General features: G+C 60.8%; 22 protein-coding genes and 1 pseudogene. 14 read left to right on the top strand and 9 right to left on the bottom strand.

Annotation, left to right across the window (positions count from 1 at the left end):
• Positions 1 to 36 precede the first annotated feature (36 nt).
• Positions 37 to 939, bottom strand: coding sequence for a DMT family transporter (locus CX511_RS04910; protein WP_101293219.1), 903 nt, complete (start codon positions 937 to 939; stop codon positions 37 to 39).
• Positions 940 to 1076: 137 nt separating this feature from the next.
• On the opposite strand from CX511_RS04910, the gene CX511_RS04905 reads away from it, so the two are divergent.
• Positions 1077 to 1952: a helix-turn-helix domain-containing protein gene (locus tag CX511_RS04905; RefSeq protein ID WP_101293218.1), complete on the top strand. Its 876-nt coding sequence runs from the start codon at positions 1077 to 1079 to the stop codon at positions 1950 to 1952.
• Between the two features lie 6 nt (positions 1953 to 1958).
• Here the strand turns inward: CX511_RS04905 and CX511_RS04900 are convergent, their stop codons facing one another.
• The 4 genes from CX511_RS04900 to CX511_RS04885 form a co-directional block, all read right to left on the bottom strand.
• Positions 1959 to 2282, bottom strand: a complete 324-nt coding sequence (locus CX511_RS04900) for a DUF3325 domain-containing protein (RefSeq protein WP_045183681.1) — start codon at positions 2280 to 2282, stop codon at positions 1959 to 1961.
• Positions 2282 to 3862: a PepSY-associated TM helix domain-containing protein gene (locus CX511_RS04895; protein WP_045183683.1), complete on the bottom strand. Its 1581-nt coding sequence runs from the start codon at positions 3860 to 3862 to the stop codon at positions 2282 to 2284. Before CX511_RS04895 ends, CX511_RS04900 begins: the two co-directional genes overlap by 1 nt.
• Positions 3859 to 4164 (bottom strand): DUF3649 domain-containing protein, encoded by a 306-nt coding sequence (locus tag CX511_RS04890; RefSeq protein ID WP_045183684.1) that lies wholly within the window; start codon positions 4162 to 4164, stop codon positions 3859 to 3861. The genes CX511_RS04895 and CX511_RS04890 overlap by 4 nt, the downstream gene beginning before the upstream one ends.
• A gap of 74 nt (positions 4165 to 4238) precedes the next feature.
• Complete coding sequence (locus CX511_RS04885; RefSeq protein WP_045183686.1) at positions 4239 to 6209, bottom strand: ligand-gated channel protein; 1971 nt, start codon at positions 6207 to 6209, stop codon at positions 4239 to 4241.
• 214 nt (positions 6210 to 6423) lie between these two features.
• Here CX511_RS04885 and CX511_RS04880 point away from each other — a divergent pair, with 214 nt between their 5' ends.
• The 4 genes from CX511_RS04880 to CX511_RS04865 all read left to right on the top strand — a co-directional run bounded on the left by CX511_RS04880 (position 6424) and on the right by CX511_RS04865 (position 10866).
• Positions 6424 to 6918: a sigma-70 family RNA polymerase sigma factor gene (locus tag CX511_RS04880; protein WP_045183765.1), complete on the top strand. Its 495-nt coding sequence runs from the start codon at positions 6424 to 6426 to the stop codon at positions 6916 to 6918.
• A 62-nt stretch (positions 6919 to 6980) separates the two neighbouring features.
• Positions 6981 to 7850, top strand: coding sequence for a FecR domain-containing protein (locus CX511_RS04875; RefSeq protein WP_231353417.1), 870 nt, complete (start codon positions 6981 to 6983; stop codon positions 7848 to 7850).
• 90 nt (positions 7851 to 7940) lie between these two features.
• Positions 7941 to 10280, top strand: coding sequence for a TonB-dependent Fe(3+) dicitrate receptor FecA (gene fecA / locus CX511_RS04870; protein ID WP_101293217.1), 2340 nt, complete (start codon positions 7941 to 7943; stop codon positions 10278 to 10280).
• Between the two features lie 178 nt (positions 10281 to 10458).
• Positions 10459 to 10866, top strand: coding sequence for an HPF/RaiA family ribosome-associated protein (locus CX511_RS04865; protein WP_101293216.1), 408 nt, complete (start codon positions 10459 to 10461; stop codon positions 10864 to 10866).
• A gap of 284 nt (positions 10867 to 11150) precedes the next feature.
• Here the strand turns inward: CX511_RS04865 and CX511_RS04860 are convergent, their stop codons facing one another.
• Both CX511_RS04860 and hmpA read right to left on the bottom strand, forming a co-directional pair.
• Positions 11151 to 11621 (bottom strand): phosphate-starvation-inducible protein PsiE, encoded by a 471-nt coding sequence (locus CX511_RS04860; RefSeq protein ID WP_045183769.1) that lies wholly within the window; start codon positions 11619 to 11621, stop codon positions 11151 to 11153.
• Between the two features lie 171 nt (positions 11622 to 11792).
• Positions 11793 to 12974 (bottom strand): NO-inducible flavohemoprotein, encoded by a 1182-nt coding sequence (gene hmpA, locus CX511_RS04855; RefSeq protein ID WP_101293215.1) that lies wholly within the window; start codon positions 12972 to 12974, stop codon positions 11793 to 11795.
• A gap of 153 nt (positions 12975 to 13127) precedes the next feature.
• On the opposite strand from hmpA, the gene norR reads away from it, so the two are divergent.
• The 4 genes from norR (at position 13128) to CX511_RS04835 (ending at position 16793) form a co-directional block, all read left to right on the top strand.
• Entirely contained in the window at positions 13128 to 14681 is a 1554-nt protein-coding gene (gene norR, locus CX511_RS04850; RefSeq protein ID WP_045183694.1) for a nitric oxide reductase transcriptional regulator NorR, read from the top strand.
• A gap of 76 nt (positions 14682 to 14757) precedes the next feature.
• Positions 14758 to 15657: a chemotaxis protein gene (locus tag CX511_RS04845; protein WP_045183696.1), complete on the top strand. Its 900-nt coding sequence runs from the start codon at positions 14758 to 14760 to the stop codon at positions 15655 to 15657.
• Positions 15658 to 15735: 78 nt separating this feature from the next.
• Positions 15736 to 16047 (top strand): hypothetical protein, encoded by a 312-nt coding sequence (locus tag CX511_RS04840; protein WP_045183698.1) that lies wholly within the window; start codon positions 15736 to 15738, stop codon positions 16045 to 16047.
• Positions 16026 to 16793 carry a YkgJ family cysteine cluster protein gene (locus CX511_RS04835; protein WP_101293214.1) on the top strand — a complete coding sequence of 256 codons (768 nt, stop codon included), beginning with the start codon at positions 16026 to 16028 and terminating at the stop codon, positions 16791 to 16793. The genes CX511_RS04840 and CX511_RS04835 overlap by 22 nt, the downstream gene beginning before the upstream one ends.
• A gap of 6 nt (positions 16794 to 16799) precedes the next feature.
• Here CX511_RS04835 and CX511_RS04830 read toward each other — a convergent pair whose 3' ends face one another.
• A complete protein-coding gene (locus CX511_RS04830; protein WP_373432764.1) occupies positions 16800 to 17888 on the bottom strand; it encodes a methyl-accepting chemotaxis protein in 1089 nt (362 codons plus the stop codon).
• A 213-nt stretch (positions 17889 to 18101) separates the two neighbouring features.
• Positions 18102 to 18350 (bottom strand): annotated as a pseudogene (locus CX511_RS25555) (PAS domain-containing protein); the annotation flags it as partial.
• Between the two features lie 344 nt (positions 18351 to 18694).
• Between CX511_RS25555 and CX511_RS04825 the strand changes: the two are divergent.
• The 5 genes from CX511_RS04825 to CX511_RS04805 all read left to right on the top strand — a co-directional run bounded on the left by CX511_RS04825 (position 18695) and on the right by CX511_RS04805 (position 25391).
• Entirely contained in the window at positions 18695 to 19861 is a 1167-nt protein-coding gene (locus CX511_RS04825) for an efflux RND transporter periplasmic adaptor subunit (RefSeq protein WP_101293213.1), read from the top strand.
• The gene (locus tag CX511_RS04820; protein WP_101293212.1) at positions 19858 to 22959 is read left to right on the top strand and encodes a multidrug efflux RND transporter permease subunit; all 3102 of its coding nucleotides are present in this window, start codon (positions 19858 to 19860) and stop codon (positions 22957 to 22959) included. The genes CX511_RS04825 and CX511_RS04820 overlap by 4 nt, the downstream gene beginning before the upstream one ends.
• Positions 22960 to 22968: 9 nt before the next feature.
• Positions 22969 to 23643 (top strand): heavy metal response regulator transcription factor, encoded by a 675-nt coding sequence (locus tag CX511_RS04815; protein WP_045183708.1) that lies wholly within the window; start codon positions 22969 to 22971, stop codon positions 23641 to 23643.
• Positions 23618 to 24997 carry a heavy metal sensor histidine kinase gene (locus CX511_RS04810; protein WP_101293211.1) on the top strand — a complete coding sequence of 460 codons (1380 nt, stop codon included), beginning with the start codon at positions 23618 to 23620 and terminating at the stop codon, positions 24995 to 24997. The genes CX511_RS04815 and CX511_RS04810 overlap by 26 nt, the downstream gene beginning before the upstream one ends.
• A 169-nt stretch (positions 24998 to 25166) precedes the next feature.
• Entirely contained in the window at positions 25167 to 25391 is a 225-nt protein-coding gene (locus CX511_RS04805; protein ID WP_045183711.1) for a hypothetical protein, read from the top strand.
• Positions 25392 to 25513 lie beyond the last annotated feature (122 nt).

Below are 25513 nucleotides of genomic sequence, written 5' to 3'. Positions count from 1 at the left end.
GCCGGCCTTGCCGGCGATGAGCCCCACAGCCGACGGTTACCTCAAGGCCACTGCAGGTGTAGCCACCTTGGCCTTGGGTTTCCTGAACACCAGCACATTCCCCAGCATCACCAGCACCAGGCCAAACAGCGCCGGCGCTGTCCACTGATACCCCTCATAGAACGCCGATACATTCAACGCCACCAGCGGGAACAACACTGTGCAGTAGGCCGCACGTTCCGGGCCCATGCGTCCAACCAATGTCAGGTAGGCCGTAAAGCCGATCACCGACCCCGGAATTACCAGGTACAGCAGCGAACCGATGTAGCGCGTGTTCCACTCCATATCGAAAGGAATGCCGCTGAACAGGCAGTACACCGCGAGCATCCCGGCCCCATAGAGCATGCCCCAGGCATTGGTGGTCATCGGCCGCAGGCCGGTCTTCTGTTGCAAGCTGGAAAGCAGGTTGCCGGCCGAGAAGCACAAGGTGCCGAGCAGGGCCAACGCGAGACCGATCAGGGTTTCACGACTCGCTGCGTGCCCCGAAAGCTCTGGCCAGAACAACAAACCCAAGCCGCCCAACCCTAACGCGCCCCCGCCCAAGACATTGGCCGCGATTTTCTGGCCGAAGAACACCCGTGCGTTGAGCGCATTCCACAGCGTTGCCGTGGAAAACACCACCGCAATCAGGCCACTGGGAATCCATTGACTGGCCGTCAGGAAGCACATGAAGTTAACGCAAAACAGGCAAAGCCCCTGTGCTAGGCAGATGCCATGGCCGCGCCGGTTCATCGGCTGCAAGCGCCGACTGAGCAGGAGGATGGCGAACAGAATCAGACCGGCCAGGGCGAAGCGATAAACAATCGACACGGGAATGGCGACCACGCCCAATTGCAGTTTCAGGGCGATCCAGGTGGTGCCCCAGATCAATACGGTCAGCAGGTACAACGACAGGTTCATGGCAGCACTCCTCGCATCTAGGTCACCAGTCTCCTGCCTGCTGGGCGGTACGCGCTTGCACATTCTTGCGCTTTTGCGCTGCCCACTGCTGCCAGGCATTGCCCAGCGGAGTAGGATGGCCGCCAGAGGTATCGATCATGAATCCGTTGGACCATCTGCACGTTTTCAAAGCCATGCACGACTCGCCCCATGCTCGCCTGGAACACAGCGCGCACCTGGGTGACGGCCTGGCCGCAGCCCTCTGGAACAACCGCCATGATGCCCGCGACTACGAAGCACCCACCCACCACACCCTGTCCTGTTACATCGCCGACGGCACCGGCACCTTTCGCCGCGAGCAACCCGCACACAAAGGCGCGCCGAACAAGCTGTGCATCATGCCCGCCGGCTCGGCTTCCAACTGGGTGGTCAACGGCTCGATTCGCCTGGCGCACCTGTACATCAGCCAGGAACAGTTCGCCCTCGGTTGCGTCAGCCTGCTCGACCGCGAACCGCGTGAACTGCAATTGCAGGAAGCAACCTTCCTTGACGATCCCGAGCAAGCCCGGCGTTTTCGCCAACTGATCGCTCTGAACTGGGATGAACCGGGCGAGCGCCTGCTGACCAGCACCCTGGCCCACGAAATTCTCGATCACGCCGTGCTCAGCCAGGTCGGACTGCGCCAGGGCTTACGCCTTAAAGGGGGGCTGGCCGCGCACCAGCGCCGGCAATTGAGCGACTACATCGAGGGACGTCTGGACCAGCCCTTGAGCCTGGGTGAGCTGGCGGCGCTGTGTAACCTGTCCGAATACCACTTTGCGCGGATGTTCCGCGAAAGCTTCGGTCTGCCGCCGCACCAGTACCTGTTGGCCCGGCGTCTGGCCATGGCCCGTCAGTTGCTGCGTTTTGGCGAGCTACCCTTGGGCGAAGTCGCACTGCAGTGCGGCTTTGCCAGCGCCAGCCATTTCAGCAACCGCTTTCGCCAGGCACTGGGGGCTACACCTGGCGCCTACCGCGCAGCCTTCAGGCGCTAGCGCCGCTTACGCAGCGAGCACCAGCACAGGCCCCAGCACCAGACTCAGCCCCAGCAACCCCAACAACACACGCGGTTGATAGGGCAGCAAGAACACCCACAGCGTGACGCCTGCCATCAACACGGCAAACAGCTCGACCAGGCCCATGGCCCAGCCACTGTGGTGCACGGCCAGGCTCAACGCTGTCAGCAGCAACAACCAACCGCCAATGCGCAAGGCGCGCAAACGCAACGCGCTGGGTGGCGCACCGAGCAGTTCCTTGTAGTGCTTTTCCATCGCCAGACACAGGCAGGCAAAGCCGGCAAAACCGAACAGGGCAATGGCCAACATCAACTCACCTCGCTTTCGATCAGGTTGGCGCTGGCCGCTTTTGCCGCTTTGGGCGCACGCTTGGCCACCGCCGGCGGACGCCACATCTTGCCAGCCCCCCAGGCCAGGAACAGGCCACAACCCAGGGCGGTCAGGTCGAACCCGGCCATCGCCCAGTCACCCGCCGGGATGGAATGAAGCAAACCTTGGCGGGTGGTCAGCTGGTTGAGCAACGGCAAACCAGCCCACAGCAGCGCCGCCAAGCCCAACTGCTCGGCCCACGCTCGGCGCCCCGGGCGCAGCATGGCGTGCAACAGCGACAATGCCCAGAGCAGGAAGAAGCTGTTGACCTCCCAGCCAGCACGCCCCTCCAGCCCCACCGGCAACAAGCGGTTGGCCCAGAAGAAGGCCGCCGTCCCCAGCAGCAAGCCGCTCATGCTGGCGATGTTCAGCACCTCCACCAGACGCAGCTCGAAGGGTTGCGTGCCGCTCTTGGCGTGCTTGAGTTGACGCTTGCCCAGCCACAGGACCAGGCCAGTGCCGATCACCGCCGTACCGGCCACCCCGAAGAAGAAGTACAGCCAACGCAACCAGGGACCCGCAAACATGCCCATGTGCAGGCCGTACATGCCCCCTGATATCAACACTGGTGTCGCTTCATTGCTACTGCTCGTTTGCAGCGTGCCGTTAACCCCGTCAAATACCCAACCACCACCACGCTGGTAGGCAATGCGCTCACCGCCATGGCGAGAGAACCGTACCCGAGCATTCTGGTCACCGGGGTTCTGCACCTCGATCCAGCCCGGGCGACTGCCCGGCGCTTGTTCCTGGAACTTCTGGTACAACGTCGGAAGCGCCAGCAATGGCGCGGCAACGCCGGCCACCTTGACTTGTTCAGGCGCGCCGAACAGGTCGTTGAAGTAGCCGCGGGTGTTGTCACCGTAACTGGCGATGATGCTCGCCGGCATCACCAGCGCCATGAAAATCACCAGGCTGCTGTAGCTGATCATCAGGTGAAACGGCAGCACCAGCACGCCGATGGCGTTGTGGCCATCGAGCCAGGAACGCTGGCCTTTGCCTGGGCGGAAGGTGAAGAACTCCTTGAAGATCTTCTTGTGGGTAATGATGCCGGTCACCAAGCCCAAGAGCATGATGAACGCAGCAAAGGTCGACAACCAGCGCCCCCAGGGGTGAGGCATTTCCAGCTGGAAATGGAAGCGATAGAAGAAGTCGCCGCCGCGCGTTTCCCGGGTCAGGACTTCAGCGCCCGTAGCAGGGTCCAGGGTTTTCTCGATGAAGCCACGGCGCCCGGCACCCTCGGCGCGCCAGCCGACACTCAGCGCCGGCTCACGCGCGTCAGGCAGGCGAATGAACCAGCTGCCGGCGCCCGGCGCATGTTCCTGAAGATAGTCTTGGGCCAGGGCCAGACTGGTCAGCGGCTCCAGTGGCCGAACCTGCACCTCAGGCTGAGCCCAGTGATTAATCTCTTCCTTGAAGTAGGACATCGTCCCGGTGAGGAAAATCGCGAACAACAGCCAGCCGAAGATCAAGCCGGTCCAGGTGTGCAACCAGGCCATGGCCTGGCGAAAGCCCTCTTTCATCCGTTTTTCATCCAGTAGGCCAAGCCATTGATGGCACCCAGTACCAGGCTCGGCAGCAGCACGCCTAGCCATGCCCGCCAGGCGCTACGACAGGCAAAGCACCAGAGGAAGGCCACCAGGTAGAAAAGAAACGACAGCATCATCCCGCTGATCACTGCTTCTGCTTTGGGCAGCGGTGCCAGCAGGGTGATGCAGACGCTGGCCATGGCCGCCAACAGATAACCACCGAACACTGCAGCCAGGCAGCGGGAGGTCACGGCCAGGCGATAACTAAACGCCAGCCCGGCAGCTTTGCTTTTCATGGCATCCATCCATTGTGAAGGGCCAGTGATAGTAATGATTTATATTCTCACAAGCAAAGCCACCGGGCACCGCCTCAGAACGACAGGTCCATACCCACGGTGTAGCGGCGACCATCAAGCACGGTCTGGTAGTCCTCGTAGTCGACTTCCTTGTTGAACACGTTGTACACACCCGCCAGCAGCTTGAGGTTCTTGGTTACCCGGTAAGTACCGCCCAGATCGACAAAGGTGTACGACGGCGTGCCATCGGACATGGTGGTGCGCCCCAGGTAGTCAGAAGTCTTGCCGCGGTAGTTGACCCGCGCCCAGGTGCCCAACTGATCGGTGGTCTGCCAGTCGAGGGTGGCGTTGAACATGTGCCGTGGCATCTGGTTCAGCGGCTTGCCCTTCTGTGGCCCGCTCTTTTGCTCGGAGTCGGTGAAGGTGTAGTTGCTGGCCAGCTTCAGGCTCTGGGTGATCTCCCAATCCAGCGTTGCTTCGATGCCCTGCATCGTCGCCTCGTCAACGTTCACCCGATCACTGATGAACTTGTACGACGTACCACCAATCTGGCATTGGCCCGAGGCATTGCCGGTGCTGTCGGTGCAGCGGCGGGTTTCGGTGATCTTGTCCTTGAAGTCGGTATTGAACACGGTAAGGCCGGTGGAGACCCCTTCCAGGCTGTCCCAGACCACGCCGATTTCCTGGCTCAAGCTCTTCTCAGGCTTGAGGTTGGAATTGCCAACGATGATCGCCGGATCGCCACCACCACCGGTGATCTGCCCCCAGTCATCCACCGCCGCACGGATATCCGGCGAGCGATAACCGCTGGATACACCGCCCTTGACGGTCCAGTGGTCGGTAAAGTGGTACACGCCGTACAAACGTGGCGACCAATGCGTGCCGTAGTTTTCGTCGCGGTCCATGCGCAGGCCGGCGGTCAGCGCGAAGGCTTCGGTCAGACGCCACTCGTCTTCGGCAAACAGCGCCCAGGACCAACGCGTGAGCTGGTTGACGCTGGACGCCGACGCCAGCTGGTTGCCTTCGTCGGTGAGGTCTTCGTACTTGTACTGGCCACCAACCGTGGTGATGTGCGACTCGCTGAAGTACGACATCTGTGTGTTGAGCACAGTGTTTTCCAGCTCCATGCGCCGGGCCGGGTTTTCGATCTTCTCGCGTTGCAGGTAGCTGTCTGTGGTGATGCTTTCCCAACGCCCGGAGTGGGAAATCGAGAAATTGGTGCGGTCGTAATCCTGTTGGCTGTCGGAAGACCGCGCCGAACGCCCTACGTTGGCATAACGCTCCTGCTCGGATTTGCCGGCCTCGAAGGTGATGTCGTTGTGTTCGTCGGGGGTGAACGACAGCTTGGCGGTGCCGCTGTCGGTGCTCTGTTCGTTAAAACCGTTGACGATGTGGTCTTCGTCACGGTGGGAGGTTAGCCCGTACAACTGCAAGCCGACCAGGTTAGGGATCAGCGGCCCGGAAACGAAGGCACTGGTGCTGTTGTAGTCACCCGAATCGGAACGGTCCTGGAAGGTGGCTTCACTGCGCACGCCGCCGTACCAGTTCGGCGTCACCTTGCGAGTGATGATGTTGATTACCCCACCCATGGCGTCAGAACCATACAGCGACGACATTGGCCCACGTACCACTTCAATGCGCTCGATTGCCTCAAGCGGCGGCATCCAGCCTTGCTCGATACCGGCACCGTCACTGTTGGGGCGGGTCGCCCGCGAGTCCTGGCGCTTGCCGTCGACCAGCATCAGCGTGTACTTGGAAGCCATGCCACGGATGCTGATGTCGCTTGAGCTGGCCCCCCCAGTGATCACTACACCCGGAACATCACGCAAGGCGTCGGTGACATCACGGTAGGACTTGTTCTCGATCTGCTCACGGGTAATCACCGAAATCGACGCCGGTGCATCCTTGATTTGCTGGGAGAAGCCGGAGGCGGTGACGACCACGTTGTCCAGTTCCATAGGCTTTTGGCCTTCGGCACTGGCCTGGCTGGTGTAAAGCGAGCAAAGGGTTAGCGCAAGGCAGGATCGGGTGAAAAGCGGGGCCACGTGGAGCTCTCCCTGAGAAATGTAAAGATTCGGTAAACCAATCAGGGGTGAATGCTATTTATTCTCAAATGAGAGTAAAGATTATTTACGATATTTACATTTTCCGATCTGAACTTTCCCGCCAGTCAGGCGCTGATTGCCGAGCAGCCTGTGAAACCACTACAATGAGAACAATTCTTATTCTGTTGCGCATTCTGGCGCCGGAGTGTTCACGGTGCCCAGTGCCCCCTCTTCCTCGCTCGAAGGCCTCTACCACGCCCATCACAACTGGTTGACCGGTTGGTTGCGCCAACGCCTGGGCTGCCCGGACAACGCTGCAGACCTGGCCCAGGACACCTTTATGCGTCTGCTGCAGGCGCGCGAGACACCGGTGCTCAACGAGCCACGAGCGTTCCTCACCACCGTCGCCAAGCGCGTGCTGTTCAACCACTACCGGCGTCAGGATCTGGAGCGTGCCTACTACCAAGCGCTGGCACAGTTGCCTGAGGAACTGGCGCCCTCAGAGGAACACCGGGCAATCATCCTGCAAACCCTGCTGGAGCTTGACCGCCTGCTTGATGGTCTGGCACCGCGGGTCAAGCGCGCGTTTCTGTTGGCTCAGGTCGACGGCTTGAGCTACGGCGAGATCGCCGCGCAACTGAACATCTCGCTGGCCACGGTCAAGCGCTACCTGAACAAGGCAGCCATGCGCTGTTACTTTGCCCTGTGAGCGGCGTGCATCAGGAGTTCTCACCGCGCGTAGCCGAGCAGGCCGTGCACTGGCTGATCGAAATGCAGGGTGGCGCCCTGGATCCGCGCCAACAGCAAGCCATGCAGCACTGGCTGCAGGCCCATGAAGAACATCGCCGGGCCTGGGAGCATATCCAGCGAGTCAATCAGCGCCTGCGCGGGCTGTCTTCACCGCTGGCCCATGCAGCGCTGCAGGCTCCGCGTTCGGCCAGTCGTCGGCGAGCCCTCAAAACCTTGTTGATCCTGGGTGTAGGCGGCGCCGCCGGATTGACTCTGCAACAGCACAACCCGCTGCCGACCTTGCTTGCCGACTACCGCAGCCCAGTGGGCGAGCGTCGCCGCCAGTCGCTCGACGACGGCAGCGTGCTGCAGTTGAATACCCGCAGCGCCGCCGATGTGCGCTTCGATGTCCAGCAGCGCCTGGTGCGCCTGCTCGAAGGCGAAATACAGCTCACCGTCGCCAACGATACGCGCCCCCTGCACCTGCTCACCGATTTCGGCCTGCTGCAATTGAGCAGCGGCCAGTACAACCTGCGCCACTACCCGCACTACAGCCAACTTGCGGTCTATCAGGGTAATGCCAGCCTGGCCGGCAATGAACTGAGCGCAGGTCGGCAAGCCCGTTTCAACGGCCCGCAATGGCAGGCCAACCAGGCCCTGGACCGCAACGCCGGAGCCTGGGTCGACGGCATGCTGGTGGCTGCGCATATGCGTCTGGGCGACTTTCTCGACGAGTTGGGGCGTTATCGCCGCGGTCAGCTCAACTGCGCTCCCGAGGCTGCCGAACTGCTGATTTCCGGCAGTTATCCACTGGCTGACAGCGAGCGCATTCTCGACCTGCTCGAAGTCGCCTTGCCAGTGCGCGTACGACGCTTTACCCGCTACTGGGTGACGGTCGAAGCACGCGCCTGAAAAATGATTGAAACCACCTGAGCCGTTTTTGCATCTCGCGTGACAGAGAAGGCAGAACCCTTTGCTATGACCTTCTCAAGGACCCCTTGCATGCCTCCTCGCCCGAGCCCACTCGCCCAGTCCCTTCGCGCCCTGCTGTTCGGTGCAGGCTTGAGCGCTGTCGCCGTTCCCACCCTGGCCGAAAACGCCGCCGCGCGCACCTATCACATTGCTCCGATGTTGCTGGAAAACGCCTTGAATCAATTCGGCCGGGAAAGCGGCGTGCTGATCTCGTTTGGCTCCCAGGTCACCAGCGGCGTGCAGAGCCCAGGTCTGGATGGCCAGTTCAGCCCACAACAAGCGCTGGACATTCTGCTCCAGGATAGCGGCCTGCAAGCCCGTGCGGAGGGTGAAAACGCCTTCAGTCTGCAACCGCAGGCAGCCACCCATGCCCCTCTGGAGTTGGGTACTTCGACCGTGGTCGGGGACTGGCTGGGTGTGGCCGAGCAGGACAATGTCTTCGAACACCCTGGCGCCCGTGATGTGATTCGCCGTGAAGCGTTCGAACGCCAAGGTGCCACTACCGCCCGTGAAGTGCTCAACCGTATTCCCGGGGTCAACGCCCCGGAAAACAACGGCACCGGCAGCCATGACATGGCACTGAACTTCGGCATTCGTGGCCTCAACCCACGCCTGGCGGCGCGCTCCACCGTACTGATGGACGGCATTCCAGTACCCTTCGCGCCTTACGGTCAGCCACAGCTGTCGTTCGCTCCGATCAGCATGGGCAACATGGATGCCGTCGATGTCGTACGGGGCGGCGGCGCAGTACGTTACGGGCCACAGAACGTCGGCGGTATCGTCAACTTCGTGACCCGGGCGATCCCGGATGAGCCAACGGTCAAAGCCGGTTTCCAGACCCAGACCAGCCCCTCTTCCAGCCACGATGGCTTCAAGACCAGCGCCAACCTGCTCGCCGGCGGCACCAACGACAATGGTTTGGGTGGTGCCCTGCTTTACTCCGGTACCCGTGGCGGCGACTGGCGCGAGCACAGCGATACGCAGATTGACGACCTGATTCTCAAAGGCAAGCTGCAGCTCGACGAGGCCAACAGCCTGCACGCCATGGCTCAGTACTACGAGGGTGAAGCGCAGATGCCCGGCGGCTTGAGCGTTGCCGACTACGACGCCGATCCGTACCAGTCGACGCGCCTTCAGGACAAGTTCTGGGGGCGCCGAACGATGTTCAATTTCGGTTACGACTACAAGGAAGACGCCCGCCAGTTCAGCGTCAACAGCTTCTTCACCAAAACCTTGCGCAGTGGCTATCTGGACCAAGGCAACTTCGTTTCGCTGTCGCCGCGCGAGTACTGGGTGCGCGGTATTGAAACGCGCTTCTCCCAGGGTTTTGCCTTGGGTGAAAGCTGGCATGAAGTCGGCGTCGGCTACCGCTACATCAACGAGGCTGGCCACGAACTACGCTACCGCGAACCGATCAGCGCCAACCAGTTGCCGACCACCGCCAGCCGCAACGATCGCGACACCCGTGGCGGCACCGAAGCCCACGCGATTTTCCTCGATGACCGCATCGACATCGGCCGCTGGACCATCACCCCGGGCATCCGCTACGAGATGATCGACTCCGAGCAGAGCAACAAGCTCACTGGCCAGCACTACCAGGGCGACTACAACACCGCTTTGCCGGCGCTGAACATGATGTACCACCTGACCGACACCTGGAACCTGTATGGCAATACCGAAGGCTCGTTCGGCAGCGTGCAGTACAGCCAGATGCCCAATCGCGTCAGCAGCGGTGAGGTCAAACCGGAAAAGGCCCGCACCTGGGAGCTGGGAACCCGCTACGACGATGGCCTGTTGCAGGCCGAGATCGGCGCCTTCCTGATCAACTTCGACAACCAGTACGAAAGCAACCAGACCAACGATTCAGTGATCGCCCGTGGCGAAACCCGCCACCAGGGAATCGAGACCAGCGTGAAGTACGCACTCGAAGGTCTGAACACGGCATTGGCAGGGTTTGACGTGTATGCAACTTACGCCTTTGTCGATGCGAAAATCCGCGAAGATGGGCCGAACAAAGGCAATCGCGTGCCGTTCTCCTCTCGTCACAAAGGCACGCTGGGCGTTGGCTACAGCGAAGGTCAATGGCAACTGAACCTGGACAGCACTTACCAGAGCGACCAGTTCGCCGACAACGCCAACACCTCCAGCGAAAGTGCCGATGGCAGCAACGGCCGCATCCCTGGCTACATGCTGTTCAGCAGCCGTGCGGCCTATGATTTCGGCCCGCAACTGTCGAACCTGAACGTTGCTGTTGGCGTGAAGAATATCTTCAATCACCAGTACTACACGCGCTCCTTTGATGACAACAACAAGGGCAAGTATGTCGGTGAACCTCGTACGGTATACCTGCAGACCTCTGTCGCGTTTTGATCCACGGCATGCAAAAGCCCGGCCGAGACCGGGCTTTTTGCAACAAGAAATTTATCTTTGCAAAGGGGTTGAAATCTCGCGCCAAGTGCCTGACCTTGTAGTCAAGAGGCGATGGTTCTCACAGGCCGCAAAGGCCCCATCGATTCTCTTGCGAGCTAGCTGAATAAGGGATTGAACTATGCAAATCCAAGTCAATAGCGACAACCATATTCAAGGCAACATTCGACTGAAAGAGTGGGTCCGCAGCACCGTAGAAAGCACGCTCGAACGTTTTGACGAAGACCTCACCCGCGTTGAGGTCCACCTGCGCGACGAGAATGGCGACAAGCCAGGTCCGCACGACAAACGCTGCCAGATGGAGGCACGCCCAAAAGGCCATCAACCGATTTCCGTGAGTCATAAATCCGCATCGCTCGACCAGGCTGTCGAGGGTGCTGCCATCAAGCTCAATCATGCCCTGGAGCACTTCTACGGCAAACTGCGCAGCAAACGCGCCGTTGCCCAGCAAACCGCTGACGACGCCCAGAATGACGGCCTGCTACAGGAAGAGTTCCTGGAAAACGAGCAAGCTCGCAGTATTAGTTGAATGACATAACGCAGACGGTAAAAAGGCGAGCCTCAGGGCTCGCCTTTTTTTTGGTTGTTCACGAATTATCCGCTGGCAATCAGCACGTGCTGTAGCCGCTGCCGAGGCACGAGGTTGCGATCGACTGCAGAGCAGCCGCAACTCGGGCACCTCGTTGGGCCCGGCGAATTGCGACGGCTTGGTTTTGCGGCCGTTTCACGCCCGATCGCAGCCTTACGGCAGCGGCTACCCCACAAAGCCAGTGCCCCTTTCCCATGTAACGGCGAAACGTCAGGCCGGAAAGGTCATTTGCCTTCCTCAATCTCCTTGCCACTAGCATCAATCGCCTTGGTCGACGGGTACTGGTACGAGGCATAGCGCACCACCAGAATGGCAAACGCCAACAGCAGGATGCCACCACACACGTACAGCAAGCCGACATCCGGCGCCTTGTGGTGTGAGACGTCGCCAATCAGCAAGCGGGTCAATGCAGTGATCGCCACGTAGAGCAGGAAGCGGATCGGCATGTGGTTGGTCTTGAAGTAGATCCCCACCATCGCCCCAAGCTCGAGGTAGATGAACAGCAGTAGGATGTCATCGACGCTGATACCGCCCTTGCTGAGCATATCGATGAAGGTCGCCACCGCCGCATAAGCGGTGATTGCACCAATACCGAACAGGGCCAGGTAGTGAAACGCTTCGACGCAGAGATTGCCCAGCGAGTCCGCCGAGCCATGCAGGCCCTTGCGCAGTTTGTCAGCCCATTTGATGTTCACGATTTCGGTTTCCTTGATACGGCTGGAAGGATGATGCGGCATGCGCATGACGCTTTGTCTGCATGCAGTAAAAAGGCCAGGCACCCTAGTTGAGAAGGCGACCAAATGCCGCAAGGCACAGCCATTGCTGGCTGTGCCTTGTCCTATTCAGCGTAACGCGGGAAAAACGCGTTATTCGAGGGCTGACGCTGGGCCGAAGAACTCGTAGCGGCTTTGCTTCTCAGGTACACCCAAGCCCTTGAGGTGGCGCTTGATCGTCGCCATGAAGCCTTTAGGGCCAAGGAAGTAGGCATCCACATCACGCTCTTGTGGCAACCACTCACCCAGTTGCTCGGCGCTGAGCAGGCCGACGGCATCGGCAGGCTCACTGACTCCATCGTCTTCGGCGTAGCAGTAGAAACGCTGGACTTGCGGATGACGCGCCGCCAGTTCATCGACCCAGTCGCGGAAGGCATGCACCGCGCCATTGCGCGCGCAGTGGATAAAGTGCACCAGGCGCCCACTCTCCAGTGCGGCCTCGAGCATCGGCAGGGTCGGGGTGATGCCGACGCCGCCACTGATCAATACCAGCGGTTTGTCGCTAGCGCTCAAGGTGAACTCGCCCGCTGGCGGGAACAGCTTGATAGTGTCGCCTTCGACCAACTGCTCGTGCAGGTAGTTGGAGACTTTGCCACCCGCTTCGCGCTTGACGCTGATGCGGTACTGACCGGCATCGCTCAGGGCCGACAACGAATAGTTACGACGCTGCTCCTCACCATCGATGAACAGCTGCAGGCCAATGTACTGGCCCGGTAGCGCCTTGAGAATCGCGCCACCGTCGACCGGGGCAAAGTAGAAGGAGGTGATTTCACTGCTTTCTTCGACGCGCTGCACCAGTTTGAAATCGCGCGCACCACGCCAGCCGCCAGGGGCAGCAGCTTTTTGATCGTACATATCGCCTTCAGCACCGATGAGGATATCGGCCAATTGCTGATAGGCCGCGCCCCAGGCCGCGATCACCTCAGGAGTGGCGATTTCCTTGCCGAGGACTTCTTCGATGGCGCGCAGCAGGCAGCTACCAACGATCGGGTAATGTTCCGGAAGGATCTGCAAGGCCACATGCTTGTTGATGATCTGACCGACCAGACCGCCCAGCTGTTCGAGCTGGTCGATGTGCCGGGCGTACATCAGTACACCGTTGGCCAGAGCCCGCGGCTGGTCGCCGCTGGCCTGGTGCGCCTGGTTGAACAGCGGACGCACCTCGGGGTATTCGCTGAGCATCAACTTGTAGAAGTGAGTCGTCAGCGCTTCACCGCCGCTTTCCAGCAGGGGAACAGTGGCTTTGACGATCGCACGATCCTGGGCATTGAGCATGGATGACTCCTGAGCCTGTGGCTTCTTGATGAATGTCTTTGCTATTACAGTTTCCATGCCAACTTTAAAAACCATATAAATCAGCTACTTATAAAGTAATGAGTCATAAAGACCACACCTGATATATAGTCAATTAGACCAACTGGAGTCTTTATGACCACAAAACCACTGCTTACCGCCTTGCTGCCGCTGGTCAGCGATCTGGCCCGCGACTTGCCCGAGCGCGAGCGCTACCGACGCCTGCTCAACGCCATGCGCAGCCTACTGCCCTGCGATGCGGCCGCCCTGCTGCGCCTGGATGGCGAATGGCTGGTGCCGCTGGCGGTCGATGGCTTGAGCACCGACACCCTTGGCCGACGCTTCAAAGTCAACGAACACCCACGCTTCGCGGCGATTCTCAGCAACGACGCGCCCACTCGTTTTGCCAGCGACAGCGAACTGCCCGACCCCTACGACGGCTTGGTCGAAGGCCTGCACCAGCACCTGGAGGTCCATGACTGCATGGGCTGCCCGCTTTTTGTCGATGAGCAGCCATGGGGCCTGATCACCCTTGACGCCCTGGATCCGGAGCAGTTCCAGCAGGTCGAACTTGATGCCCTGCAGGCTTTTGCCAGCCTGGCAGCAGCCACGGTCAATGTCGCCGAGCGCATCGAACGCCTGGCATTGCGCGCCGAAGATGAGCACGAACGGGCCGAGGTCTATCGCCAGGCCAGCGGCCAGCAACACAAGGAACTGATCGGTCAGAGTAAAGCGCATAAGCGCCTGCTGGAGGAGATTCAGCTGGTCGGCAGCAGCGATCTGACCGTACTGATCACTGGGGAAACCGGGGTCGGCAAGGAACTGGTCGCCCAGGCCATCCACCAGACCTCGAGCCGTGCCGACAAGCCGATGATCAGCCTCAACTGCGCTGCCTTGCCCGATACCCTGGTGGAGAGCGAGTTGTTCGGCCATGTCCGGGGTGCCTTTACCGGTGCGGTGGGCGAGCGACGCGGCAAGTTCGAATTGGCCAACGGTGGCACGCTGTTTCTCGACGAAGTCGGCGAACTGTCCCTGACGGTACAGGCCAAGCTACTGCGCGTACTGCAGAGCGGGCAGTTACAGCGTCTGGGCTCGGACCAGGAGCACCGCGTCGATGTGCGCCTGATCGCCGCCACCAATCGCGACCTGGCTGATGAAGTGCGGGCCGGGCGCTATCGCGCCGACTTCTATCACCGCCTGAGTGTCTACCCGTTGCTGGTGCCTGCGCTGCGCGAACGCGGGCGCGATGTGTTGCTGCTCAGCGGTTACTTTCTCGAACAGAATCGCTCGCGCATGGGCCTGGGCAGCCTGCGCTTGAGCAGCGAAGCCCAAGCCGCCCTGCTGGCCTATGACTGGCCAGGGAACGTGCGCGAACTTGAGCACTTGATCGGCCGCTCGGCGCTCAAAGCCCTTGGTCAGCACCGCCAGCGCCCGAAAATCCTGACCCTGGACGCCACTGACCTGGACCTTAAACCACTCGAACCTGTGCTCAACCACGCCCCGGCGGCGTTGCCTGCCGATGCAGCGCTGCCGGGTGGCGACCTGCGTCAGGCCCTGGACGACTACCAGCGTCAACTGATCCAGGCATGCCTTGAACGCCATCAACACAATTGGGCCAGCTCCGCCCGCGAATTGGGCCTGGACCGGGCCAACCTTGGTCGCCTGGCCAAGCGCTTGGGTCTACGCTGATTTGAGATTAAAGCCAGGGGATGGCGGGTCGATAACCTGGCATCTCCGCCTAATTCAACCTGTCCTGAAGGTGCCTATGGCCTCGCACAATGCCCGCGCCGACTCGCTGTCGCTGCTGCTGTTCACCCTGCGCAGCGGCAAGCTGATGGCAATCAACCTGCTCAAGGTCAGTGAAATCATCCCCTGCCCGGCGCTGACCAAACTGCCGGAGTCGCACCCGCACGTCAAAGGCGTGGCCACCCTGCGCGGCAACACCCTGTCGGTGATCGACCTGTCGCGCGCCATCGGCGAACGGCCATTGGAAGATCCCCAGGGCGGCTGCCTGATCGTCACCGACATCAGCCGTTCCAAGCAGGGCCTGCATGTACAGGCGGTGAGCAAGATCGTCCATTGCCTGAGCACCGACATCAAGCCGCCGCCCTATGGCTCGGGCAACAAATCGTTCATCACCGGGGTAACCCGGGTCGACAACACCTTGGTTCAGGTGCTGGATATCGAAAAGGTCATCCACGGTATCGCCCCGCCTGCCCCTGAAGTGGTCAACAGCGAACTGAACGCAGATGACGCTGCGGTGCTTGCCGCCACCAATATCCTCGTGGTCGATGACAGCCAGGTTGCGCTGCAACAATCGGTGCACACCCTGCGCAACCTCGGCATCGAATGCCACACCGCACGCAGCGCCAAGGATGCGATCAACACCCTGCTCGAACTGCAAGGCACCGATCAGGAGATTAACGTGGTGGTCTCGGACATCGAAATGTCCGAGATGGACGGCTATGCCTTCACCCGCACCCTGCGCGACACCCCGGATTTCAAGCACCTCTACGTACTGCTGCACACCTCGCTGGACAGCGCGATGAACAGCGAAAAAGCCAGGCTCGCCGGGGCCAACGCTGTCCTGACCAAGTTCTCCTCGCCAGAGCTGACCGACTGCCTGATCGTCGCTGCCCGGGCAGTGGCGTTCGAAGAGAACTGACACATAACCGATGCGTGCAGTGCTTGAATGTGCCTGAACCTCAGGCACAATCGAGCCACTGACTATCGAGTTACTGCCATGAAAGCCATCGGATTCATCCTACTCGGCTGCGCTGCGTTCACGTCCCTCGCCCAGGCCTCCAGCGATCAGGCCTGGAACGCGTACTACGCGCAGATGAACGAACACTGCATCGCCGCCAGTGGGCTGAAAAACGTCACGGTCCTGGGTAAGCCTGCCGAGTTCGACGACCGTGTCGGCTACAGCGCACTGCTGCTCGAAGGCCATTACCCGCAAAAGCACATGAACAACCGCAAAGGCACCGAGCTGTGCCTGTACGAACGCCAGCGTAAAGCCGCCTTCGTCACCGAATGGGCCCCCGCCAAACCGTGAACACTGTACAAGCCCACGATATCCGCTTCGACTGCACCGGCTGCGGCAAATGCTGCACCGGCCACCATGTGCCTTTGACCCTGAGCGAGGCCCGTCAGTGGGCTGGCTCAGGTGGCCAGGTCATCGTCCTCATCGAAGCATTCCTGGCCAATGGCCTGGGTTTGCCGGCCGATCAACATGAACATGCGATGCGTCGCTCCTGGCCGGTGCCTTGCGGCAGCACCGAGGCCCATGTGGCGATTACCTTTGCTGCCTTCAACCCGGAGCGCTGCCGCAATCTGGATGTTGATGACCGCTGCACGATCTACGAAACCCGTCCTTTGGTCTGCCGTATCTACCCGATGGAGATCAACCCGCATATCCCCTTGCGCCCCGAAGCCAAGGACTGCCCCAGCGAGGCCTGGCAAAGCGGCCCGCCGCTGATTCATGGCCAGCAGTTGGTCGACCGCCGTCTAGCCGAACTGATCGAACGCTCGCGCCAGGCTGACCGTGACGATATCCGCGGCAAGGTCGCCATCTGCCAGGCCCTGGGCATCGACACCAGCGCCCTGAAGGGCAATGGCTTTACCGCCTACCTACCCGATACCCAGGCTCTGGCCCAGGCCCTGCAACAGGTGCAGACAGCAGGCCAGATCAGCACTTGGACCCTGCATGTGCTCGACCCACACCTGTGCGAGCAACTGCAAGCGTGCGGTGCTCAGATACGCAGCGAAGCAGCCGATCACTACAGTTTCATCGGCTTCTGATCACGCTCAGTGACAACGCCGCCAGAACTCGGCGGCCAAGCGCCGCAGGTCTTCGGCCAGTGCCGCCACGTCGCTGGCGCTGAGGTGGCTCTGCTGACCGACCTGCACGGTTGACTCACTGGCCTGGCGAATGCTGATGATGTTGCGGTTGATGCTCTCACTGACCTGACTCTGCTGCTCCACCGCCGCGGCGATCTGCACACTCATCTCGCTGATCTGGTTGACCCGCAGGCTGATGCCATCCAGCGCGCTGGCTGCACGCTTTGCCTGATCGACACTGTGCCCGGCATGCTCACTGCTCTGCTGCATCACCTGCACGGCATCGCGGGTGCTGTTCTGCAGGACGCTGATCATGCGCTGAATCTCATGGGTCGATTGTGCCGTGCGCTGCGCCAAACCGCGTACCTCATCAGCGACCACGGCAAAGCCACGACCCTGGTCACCGGCGCGGGCCGCTTCGATGGCGGCATTAAGCGCCAGCAGATTGGTCTGCTCCGCAATCTCGCGGATCACCTCCACCACCCCGGTAATCTCGCTGCTGTGGCTCTGCAGATTGTGGATAACCTCAGTGGCCACAGTCAGCGAATTGGCCAGTTCCTGAATCGCGCAGCGGTTGAGGTCGACCAACTGATGGCCGGCACGGGTCTCCCCTTCGGCTTGATCAGCGGCCTGGGACGCTTGCTGAGCGTTGCTTGCGACCTGAGCGACGCTGGTGGCCATCTGGTTGATGGCCGTTGCGATCTGGTCGGCTTCACCCTGCTGCTCCAGGCTATTGCTATGGCTGCTTTGCAACGACTGCGCCAGCGAACCGCTGTGCCCGGCCAGGCGTCGAGAAGTGTCGCCAATGCGTCCGACCACTGCGCCGAGCTGGCCCTTGAGCATACGCAGGGCAAAATCAATCTGACCGATGCCATCACGCCGGCCGGTGTACAGCTGCTGGCTCAACGGATTATCAGCAATCGCCAGCGCCTCGGCACACAGACGCTGGAACGGTTTGAGCGCCGCGAGAATCACCAACGCGCTCAAACCACTGGCGAGCAACACCTCCAACAGGCCTTGCCAGGGCAGCACCGGTAACAACAGGCGGCTGAGCACCGATACCAACACCAGGCCAAGGGTCACCCCCGCCCACAGTTGCCCACCTAGCCCAAGCACCGGCAAACGCTGCCACCAGGGCTTTCGACCGCTACGCAACTGTGCATAACACCGCTCGGCCGCTTCCACCTGCTCGGCGCTAGGCTTGGTCCGCACCGATTGGTACTCCACCGTGTGGCCCTGACTGGCAATGGGCGAAACAAAAGCGCTGACCCAGTAATGATCGCCGTTCTTGCAACGGTTCTTCACCAGCCCCATCCACGACTGGCCGCTTTTGAGGGTTTGCCACATCTGCTCGAATGCCTGTGGCGGCATGTCCGGGTGACGGACGATATGGTGCGCGTTACCCAACAGCTCTTCACGGCTGAACCCGCTGATCTTGACGAAATCGTCATTGGCGTAGGTGATCACACTGGAGAGGTCGGTGGTGGAAAGGATATTGGCGTCACCGGGATAATCCATATTGCGACCGGTCACAGGCATATTGCTCTTCATCGGAGGCACTCGTTGTTGTTTGGAGAATCGGCAGGGCGTACGACTCTAGTGGCAAATTGACTCGATTCCTTGATCCAACGCAGGATATTGGCAATTTGCCATCAGCGAGTTTTTACTGTGGGAGCTGGCCTTGCCAGCGATACAGACACCGCGCAATCGCTGACACCGCGCCCATTTCAGCGCCAGCAAGACCAGCTCCCACATAGTTCCTACAGGATTCGCGGAATTTGCTGACAGCGCTGTCAGCTAGCCGTCACCCTGCTGACCCGATCTGCCAGCTATAAACTAGGCATCGCCCTGAGATCTCACCTATGCGTATCCACCCCCGCTCTCTTGTGATCTGCATTGCTTTGTTTGCACTGGCAGGTGTCGCCTTTTGGTTGTTCGGCCGCTCGGGCGAGGAAAAAACCGTTCGTACCAGCGTCATTCCCGTGCGTGTCGTTGCGGTCAAACAACAGGACGTGCCGCGCTATGTCAGCGGCATCGGTTCGGTACTGTCACTGCACAGCGTGGTAATCCGCCCGCAGGTCGAAGGCGTGCTGACGCGCTTACTGGTCAAAGAAGGTGAGTGGGTCAAGCAAGGTGATCTGTTGGCCACCATTGACGATCGGGCGATCCGCGCCAGCCTCGAGCAGGCCAAAGCGCAGCTGGGTCAGAGCCAGGCGCAGTTGAAGGTCGCCGGGGTCGACCTCAAGCGTTACCAACTGCTCAGCACCGACAACGGCGTATCGCGCCAGACCCTGGACCAACAGCAGGCGCTGTTCAATCAGTTGCAAGCCACAGTGCTGGGCAATCAGGCGGCGATTGCCGCCGCACAGGTGCAATTATCCTATACCCGGATCCTCTCACCCGTGACCGGCAGGGTCGGCATCCGCAATGTCGATGAAGGCAACTTTCTACGCGTAGCCGATGCTCAAGGGCTGTTCAGCGTCACTCAGATCGACCCGATCGGCGTCGAGTTCTCACTACCGCAAAACATGCTGCCGACCTTGCAAGGGCTGCTTAAAGCCCAACCCGCAGCTGTGGTTCAGGCCTACCTGGAAGGCGATGGCGACAGCAGCGGTACCTTGCTGGCGGAAGGTCATCTGACCCTGATCGACAATCAGGTCGCGGCCAACACCGGGACCATTCGGGTCAAGGCCGAATTTGCCAATGCCGACGCCCGTCTCTGGCCTGGCCAACTGGTTACCCTGAAACTGCAGACTGCCCTTGAACAGGACGCATTGGTGGTCCCCCCACAAGTGGTGCAGCGCGGCATCGATGGCCACTACGTCTACCGCCTGGTCGACAATAAAGTCGAAAGCGTGCCGGTCAACGTGGTGTATCAGGACAGCACCCTGAACATCATTGCCGGGGTCCGCAAGGGTGACAAACTGGTCTCCGATGGTCAGTCGCGGCTCAAACCGGGCGCCACCGTTGAAGTGGCGGCTGAAACCGCCGCCCCCGAAGAAGTTGCCAAGCGCCGGGAGCAACCATGAACGCTCGCGGCTCGATCTCGGCCTGGTGCATCGACCGCCCGATCGCCACCCTGCTGCTGACCTTCGCTCTGGTTCTGCTCGGCGTCATTGCCTTTCCGCGCCTGCCGGTCGCGCCCTTGCCCGAGGCTGACTTTCCGACGATTCAGGTCACCGCCCAACTGCCAGGGGCCAGCCCGGAAACCATGGCCTCCTCGGTGGCGACACCGCTGGAGGTGCAGTTCAGCGCCATTCCCGGCATGACCCAGATGACCTCCAGCAGTGCTTTGGGTTCAACCAACCTGATCTTGCAGTTCACCCTGGAAAAAAGCATCGATACCGCCGCCCAGGAAGTCCAGGCAGCGATCAACACGGCCACTGCGCGTCTGCCCCAGGACATGCCCAGCCCACCCACCTGGCGCAAGGTCAACCCAGCTGACAGCCCGGTGCTGATCCTCACGGTCAGCTCGAACCAGATGCCGGCCAACGAACTGAGCGACTACGCCGAAACCCTGCTGGCCCGGCAATTGAGTCAGATCAATGGGGTCGGCCTGATCAACATTACCGGCCAATTGCGCCCGGCGATCCGCGTCCAGGCCCAGCCGGAAAAACTCGCCGCCCTCGGCCTGACCCTGGCCGATCTGCGCCAGTCGATCCAGCAGACCAGCCTGAACCTGGCCAAAGGCGCACTGTATGGTGAAAGCAGCGTTTCGACCCTGGCAACCAATGACCAACTGTTTCACCCCGACGAATATGCCCAGTTGATCGTCTCCTACCGCGACGGCGCGCCGGTCCACCTCAAGGACGTCGCCAAGGTCATCAACGGTGCCGAAAACGCCTACGTCAAAGCCTGGTCCGGTGAACAGCAAGGCCTGAACCTGGTGGTGTTCCGCCAACCCGGGGCGAACATCGTCGAGACCGTGGACGGCATCATGGAGGCCTTGCCACGGCTGGAGCAGATGCTCCCGGCGGCGGTCCAGGTCTCGGTGCTCAACGACCGCACCCAGACCATTCGCGCCTCATTGCATGAGGTGGAAATCACCCTGATGATTGCAGTGATGCTGGTGATCGGGGTGATGGCGCTGTTCCTGCGCCAATGGTCGGCGACCTTGATCGTTTCCAGCGTGCTCGGCGTGTCGCTGATTGCCAGCTTTGCCCTGATGTACCTGTTCGGTTTCAGCCTGAACAACCTGACGCTGGTGGCCATCGTCATCGCCGTGGGCTTTGTCGTCGATGACGCGATTGTGGTGGTGGAGAACATTCACCGGCACCTGGAAGCCGGCGACAGCAAGCGCGAGGCGGCAATCAAGGGTGCTGGCGAGATCGGCTTCACCGTGGTTTCGATCAGTTTCTCCCTGGTGGCGGCGTTTATTCCGTTGCTGTTCATGGGCGGTGTGGTCGGTCGTCTGTTCAAGGAGTTCGCCCTCACCGCCACCTCGACCATCCTGATTTCAGTGGTGGTCTCGCTGACCCTGGCGCCAACCCTGTGCGCCTTGTTCATGGAGCGTCCCGACCACCATAACCAACACAAGGTCACCTTTGGCGATCGTCTGCTGGCCTGGTACGAGCGCATCCTGGTCAAGGCGCTGGCTCATCAGCGCCTGATGATGAGCATCTTCGGCATCACCCTGGCTTTGGCTGTAGCCGGTTATGTCGCCATTCCCAAGGGGTTCTTCCCGTTGCAGGACACCGGATTTGTCCTTGGCACATCTGAAGGTGCTGCTGACATTTCCTATCCTGACATGATCAAAAAACACCAAGCGCTGGCCAAAATTATCGAGGCCGATCCAGCCGTGCGAGCGTTTTCCCATGCAGTTGGCGTCACTGGCAGCAACCAGACCATCGCCAATGGCCGTTTTTGGATCACGCTCAAGAACCGTGACGAACGCGATGTTTCGGCCAGCGAGTTGATTGACCGCCTGCGTCCAAAACTGGCCAAGGTGCCGGGCATCGTCCTGTACATGCGTGCCAGCCAAGATATCAACCTGAGCTCCGGCCCCACCCGCAGCCAGTACCAATACGTACTAAAGAGCAACGACGGCGCCGCCCTGAACCTGTGGACCCAACGCCTGACCGAGCGCCTGAAAGACAGCCCGGCCTTTCGCGATCTGTCCAACGACCTGCAACTGGGCGCCAGTGTCACCCGCATCGAAATCGATCGCCGCGCCGCGGCACGTTTCGGCCTGACCACCACCGACATCGACCAGGCGCTGTATGACGCCTTCGGCCAGCGCCAGATCAGCGAGTTCCAGACCGAGACCAACCAGTACAAGGTGATCCTTGAGCTCGATGCCCGCCAGCGCGGCAAAGCCGAAAGCCTCAATTACTTCTACCTGCGCTCACCGCTGAGCGGCGAAATGGTGCCGTTGTCGGTGCTGGCCAAGGTTGCGCCGCCAAGTACCGGGCCATTATCGATCAGCCATGACGGCCTGTTCCCGGCGGCCAACCTGTCGTTCAACCTGGCCCCAGGCGTGGCCTTGGGCGATGCCGTGCAGATCCTCGAACGCACCCAGCGGGAACTGGGCATGCCCGATTCGATCATCGGCAATTTCCAGGGTGCCGCCCAGGCGTTCCAGAGTTCACTGTCGAGCCAGCCGTGGTTGATCCTCGCGGCATTGGTGGCGGTGTACATCATCCTCGGCGTGCTCTATGAGAGCTTCGTCCATCCGCTGACCATCATCTCCACCCTGCCCTCCGCCGGGCTCGGGGCGCTGGCTCTGCTGTGGCTCAGTGGTCAGGACTTCAGCATCATGGGCCTGATCGGCATCGTGCTGCTGATCGGTATCGTCAAGAAGAACGGCATCCTGCTGATCGACTTTGCCCTGGATGCCCAGCGCACCCTCGGCTTGAGCCCTGAGCAGGCCATCCACCAAGCCTGCCTGACGCGTTTTCGACCGATCATGATGACCACCCTCGCCGCCTTGCTCGGTGCCGTGCCGTTGATGTTCGGCATGGGGGCCGGGGCCGAGCTGCGCCAACCGCTGGGCATCGCCGTGGTCGGCGGATTGCTGGTCAGCCAGGCGCTGACACTGTTCACCACGCCAATCATATACTTGGCCCTGGAGCGTCTGTTCCATCGGCGTCAGGCGCCGCAAAGCGGGGCGCAGCCCACTGCCAGTTGAGAACCGATCATGCGTGTGCTGATTATCGAAGATGAACAAAAAACCGCCGACTACCTGCATCGCGGTTTGAGCGAACAGGGTTTTACCGTCGACCTGGCGCGTGACGGCATCGATGGCCTGCACCTGGCCCTGGAAGGTGACTACGCGGTGATCGTACTCGACGTCATGCTCCCCGGCCTGGACGGTTATGGCGTGCTGCGCGCACTGCGGGCACGCAAGCAAACACCGGTGATCATGCTGACCGCACGTGAACGGGTCGAAGACCGCATTCATGGCTTGCGCGAAGGCGCCGACGACTACCTGGGCAAGCCCTTCTCGTTCCTAGAACTGGTCGCCCGCCTGCAAGCACTGACCCGCCGCAGTGGCAATCACGAGCCAGTGCAAATCCAGGTCGCCGACCTCTGGGTCGACCTGATCAGCCGCAAGGCCACGCGTGCCGGCCAGCGCCTGGAACTGACCGCCAAGGAATTCTCGCTACTCAGTGTGCTAGCCCGACGCCATGGCGAAATCCTCTCCAAGACCGCCATCGCCGAGCTGGTCTGGGACATCAATTTCGACAGCGACGCCAACGTCGTCGAAGTGGCGATCAAGCGCCTGCGCGCCAAGCTCGACGGCCCTTTTGAAACCAAGCTGCTGCATACCATCCGAGGCATGGGCTATGTTCTGGAAAACCGTGCCGACTAACTCCATTGCCTTGCGCCTGAGCGCTCTGTTTACCCTGGTGGCGCTGGGGGTGTTCCTGCTGATTGGCAGCGCACTGTACAAGCAGGTCGACCGGAGCCTGGACCTGCTGCCCGTCGCGGAGCTGGAAGCACGCTTCAGCGTCCTGGAGTCGTCGCTCACCCGTTATGACACCACCGAGCACTGGGCCAAGATCACCAACAAGCTCAACCTGCTCAGCGAAGAAGACCGGCGTATTCGCTTCTGGGTGGTCAGCGGCCAACTCCCTTTTGAATACGGTCATCCCGATGCCAGTATCCGCGCCTTCGCCCAGGGTTCGCTGGGCATGCGTGACTTGCATCTGGCCGACAACCCCTACCCGTTCAAGGTGCTGGTCAGTGAGTTGCCCGCCATGGGCGCACGCCCGGCACTGCGCTTCTTGATCGCCATCGACACCGAAACGTTCTGGCAGACCCAGCACACCTTGCTGGTGGCGATTATCAGTTTGTCGGTGTTTGGCGTGTTGCTCGCCTCGCTGCTCGGTTACTGGGTGGCGCGCGTTGGCTTGCGGCCGCTGCGCAGGCTGTCAGACGAAGCCCAGAAACTGGCGCCACCGCGCCTGAGCGGCCGCCTGCAGCTCTCGGACCTGCCGCCGGAAGTGGCGCAATTTGCCAGTGCCTTCAACTCCACCCTGGAGCGGGTCGACCAGGCCTACAGCCGCCTGGAAGCCTTCAATGCTGACGTCGCCCACGAATTGCGCTCGCCGCTGACCAACCTGATCGGCCAGACCCAGGTCGCCCTGACCCGCGGCCGCAGTGCCGAGCATTACTTCGAAGTGCTGCAGTCGAACCTGGAAGAACTCGAACGCTTGCGCACCATCATCAACGACATGCTGTTCCTGGCCAGCGCCGACCAAGGCAGCAAGGCCACGGCACTGACCTGCAGCTCACTGGCCGAAGAAGTGGCGGCGACCCTCGACTACCTGGATTACATCCTTGAGGACGCGCAGGTGCGTGTCGACGTCAGTGGCGACGCGCAAGCGCACATTGAAAAAGCCCAATTGCGCCGGGCATTGATCAACCTGATCAACAACGCCGTGCAGCACACCGCCGCCCAGCAGGTCATCCAGGTGAGCATCGAACAGCGCGACGGACAGATCAGCATCGCCGTGAGCAACCCAGGCCCGGCAATCGACGAGGCGCATCTGCCGATGCTGTTCGAACGCTTCTACCGGGTCGATGCGGCGCGCAACAGCGGCAGTGGCAACCATGGCTTGGGCCTGGCCATCGTCAAGGCCATTGCCCTGATGCATGGTGGCAGCGTTTTTGTGCGCAGCCAGGCCGGGGCCAATACCTTCGGGATTCTGTTGCCGGCTTGAGGGCCTCATCGCCGGCAAGGCCAGCTCCCACAAGGAATCAGTGGGAACCGCCATGACTATTGCTTCATACGCAACAGTACTTCTCGAAAAAGTAACTTTTTCTCACGGGCATTTCCGACTAATTTAGTCAAACCTACTTAACACTTGCCCCGCAAGAAGGTTGTTGTAAATGTCCAATAGTATGGGTGTAGCCAGCGTATTTATCCTGTCTTCCCTGTTATTGTCGCCTCTGGCCATGGCCGAGGAATCGCCAGCGTTTGTCGCTCGCAATGCAGAGCTTTCCGCCGCCCACGAACAGGCGCGCCAAGCCTTTGCCAGCCAATCTGAGCAATCGCCAGAAGCCGCAGAACAGACAGCTTCTCAGGTTTCCTCGAGTGACGCAGCAGACAGCTGACCGCCCCTGCGTTTCTCCCCTCGACTCCTTTGGCTCCCACACAGGTGACTTGTGCGCTTGTGCGGTTGTCTTTCAAAGCCGCTGATAATCAGCGGCTTTTTTTTCGCGTGTCGAAAAGTGCC

It is taken from the genome of Pseudomonas sp. S06B 330 (assembly GCF_002845275.2).
Lineage (GTDB): Bacteria > Pseudomonadota > Gammaproteobacteria > Pseudomonadales > Pseudomonadaceae > Aquipseudomonas.
The sequence above is the reverse complement of the archived record's forward strand: the minus strand, read 5'-3'. Positions and strand labels throughout refer to the sequence as shown.

What these genes read in the sequence shown, in the direction of transcription:
- CX511_RS04815 (WP_045183708.1), top strand. Translation starts at nt 22,969, where the DNA reads ATGCGTGTGCTGATTATCGAAGATGAACAAAAAACCGCCGACTACCTG.
- CX511_RS04845 (WP_045183696.1), top strand. Translation starts at nt 14,758, where the DNA reads ATGGCCTCGCACAATGCCCGCGCCGACTCGCTGTCGCTGCTGCTGTTC.
- CX511_RS04875 (WP_231353417.1), top strand. Translation starts at nt 6,981, where the DNA reads ATGCAGGGTGGCGCCCTGGATCCGCGCCAACAGCAAGCCATGCAGCAC.
- norR (WP_045183694.1), top strand. Translation starts at nt 13,128, where the DNA reads ATGACCACAAAACCACTGCTTACCGCCTTGCTGCCGCTGGTCAGCGAT.
- CX511_RS04895 (WP_045183683.1), bottom strand. Translation starts at nt 3,862, where the DNA reads ATGAAAGAGGGCTTTCGCCAGGCCATGGCCTGGTTGCACACCTGGACC.
- CX511_RS04825 (WP_101293213.1), top strand. Translation starts at nt 18,695, where the DNA reads ATGCGTATCCACCCCCGCTCTCTTGTGATCTGCATTGCTTTGTTTGCA.
- CX511_RS04820 (WP_101293212.1), top strand. Translation starts at nt 19,858, where the DNA reads ATGAACGCTCGCGGCTCGATCTCGGCCTGGTGCATCGACCGCCCGATC.
- CX511_RS04805 (WP_045183711.1), top strand. Translation starts at nt 25,167, where the DNA reads ATGTCCAATAGTATGGGTGTAGCCAGCGTATTTATCCTGTCTTCCCTG.
- CX511_RS04865 (WP_101293216.1), top strand. Translation starts at nt 10,459, where the DNA reads ATGCAAATCCAAGTCAATAGCGACAACCATATTCAAGGCAACATTCGA.
- CX511_RS04905 (WP_101293218.1), top strand. Translation starts at nt 1,077, where the DNA reads ATGAATCCGTTGGACCATCTGCACGTTTTCAAAGCCATGCACGACTCG.
- CX511_RS04900 (WP_045183681.1), bottom strand. Translation starts at nt 2,282, where the DNA reads ATGTTGGCCATTGCCCTGTTCGGTTTTGCCGGCTTTGCCTGCCTGTGT.
- CX511_RS04835 (WP_101293214.1), top strand. Translation starts at nt 16,026, where the DNA reads ATGGGCCCCCGCCAAACCGTGAACACTGTACAAGCCCACGATATCCGC.
- hmpA (WP_101293215.1), bottom strand. Translation starts at nt 12,974, where the DNA reads ATGCTCAATGCCCAGGATCGTGCGATCGTCAAAGCCACTGTTCCCCTG.
- fecA (WP_101293217.1), top strand. Translation starts at nt 7,941, where the DNA reads ATGCCTCCTCGCCCGAGCCCACTCGCCCAGTCCCTTCGCGCCCTGCTG.
- CX511_RS04890 (WP_045183684.1), bottom strand. Translation starts at nt 4,164, where the DNA reads ATGAAAAGCAAAGCTGCCGGGCTGGCGTTTAGTTATCGCCTGGCCGTG.
- CX511_RS04840 (WP_045183698.1), top strand. Translation starts at nt 15,736, where the DNA reads ATGAAAGCCATCGGATTCATCCTACTCGGCTGCGCTGCGTTCACGTCC.
- CX511_RS04910 (WP_101293219.1), bottom strand. Translation starts at nt 939, where the DNA reads ATGAACCTGTCGTTGTACCTGCTGACCGTATTGATCTGGGGCACCACC.
- CX511_RS04810 (WP_101293211.1), top strand. Translation starts at nt 23,618, where the DNA reads ATGTTCTGGAAAACCGTGCCGACTAACTCCATTGCCTTGCGCCTGAGC.